The organism is Pseudomonas sp. FSL R10-0399 (assembly GCF_009600165.1).
Lineage (GTDB): Bacteria > Pseudomonadota > Gammaproteobacteria > Pseudomonadales > Pseudomonadaceae > Aquipseudomonas > Aquipseudomonas helleri.
The window spans coordinates 1-352 of sequence record NZ_WIWK01000313.1 but is presented as its reverse complement, the minus strand read 5'-3'; the positions used below and the strand labels follow the sequence as shown (position 1 = coordinate 352).

Annotated in this window: 1 protein-coding gene; it reads left to right on the top strand. The window is 54.3% G+C overall.

Going from position 1 to position 352, the window contains the following annotated elements; all coding sequences use genetic code 11:
- Positions 1-61: 61 nt before the first annotated feature.
- Positions 62-352: transposase (locus GHO41_RS29595; protein WP_218580294.1), on the top strand; the 291-nt coding region annotated here is incomplete at its 3' end.

Below are 352 nucleotides of genomic sequence, written 5' to 3'. Positions count from 1 at the left end.
CGTAACCATTAAGAGAAATGGATGACATACATCGATCAGCAGATCGGGCAGAGTCATCGCCATGATTCCTACTCCTCGTCTCGATCAGCTCGACACTGAACAACTGCGCAGCCTCGCTGCGCAGTTGCTCACACGCGTTGAGCATCTAGATACGCAGCTGGCGAGCCTCGACAAAGAGGTTCTTCATCAGAAGACCCGTAACCAGCAACTCATTCACGAAATAGCCCAGCTCAAACGCCACCGCTTCGCCAAACGCTCCGAGTCGTTTAATCCGGATCAGGCCAGCTTGCTCGACGACCTGATTGAGACCGACCTGGCCGCCATCGAAGCAGAGCTTGAAATCCTGGCACCA